2 protein-coding genes are annotated in these 517 nt (G+C 42.6%); one reads left to right on the forward strand and one right to left on the reverse strand.

All coding sequences use genetic code 11. The features are described from left to right. On the forward strand, window positions 1-332 hold a 332-nt coding region (locus tag R7O13_RS30910; RefSeq protein WP_318305724.1), incomplete at its 5' end, for an MtrB/PioB family outer membrane beta-barrel protein. Between the two features lie 86 nt (window positions 333-418). Here the strand turns inward: R7O13_RS30910 and R7O13_RS30915 are convergent. Next, window positions 419-517, reverse strand: a 99-nt coding sequence (locus R7O13_RS30915; protein ID WP_318305725.1) for a DUF2913 family protein, incomplete at its 5' end; no start/stop codon positions are given.

A 517-nucleotide genomic window follows, 5' to 3' on the forward strand; every position in this document is an offset into this window, starting at 1 on the left:
ACATCACAACCATTGGTTTTGGTGTGAGTAAAGAGCGACTGCTGGACGACAAACTTTCTATCTCATTTGATTACAGCTACAGCCAAGCGGACAGTAAATCTTCAACCACATCTGGTGGTTACCAATATCCTGATAACGAGGCGAACTCGTATCGATTTGAAGTCATCGCTGACTATGAAGTATCTGAAAATCAAAACGTGCAGCTTAACCTCCGTTATGAAGACTACTCAGAAGAGGATTACTTGTTTAACAACGAAACCGGAACGATGGGCGACGTTTTGCAAAGCTATGAAGGTCTGTATGGCGGCGTCTATTGGAAATATCGCTTTTAAACACAGAGTGACGTAACAAAAAAAGCATCAGACGTTTCAAGCGCCTGATGCTTTCGTATTTCAATTCTACTGCTGTGAGAAGTTGATTAAGCTTGGAAGCTCAAAGGAATCTCAGCCAATTGGTTACCTTCGTTTGCAGGGAAGATAAGGTACTCGCCGTGGTATTTCACCATCGATTTGTAGTC

The organism is Vibrio sp. Y176, assembly GCF_033438945.1.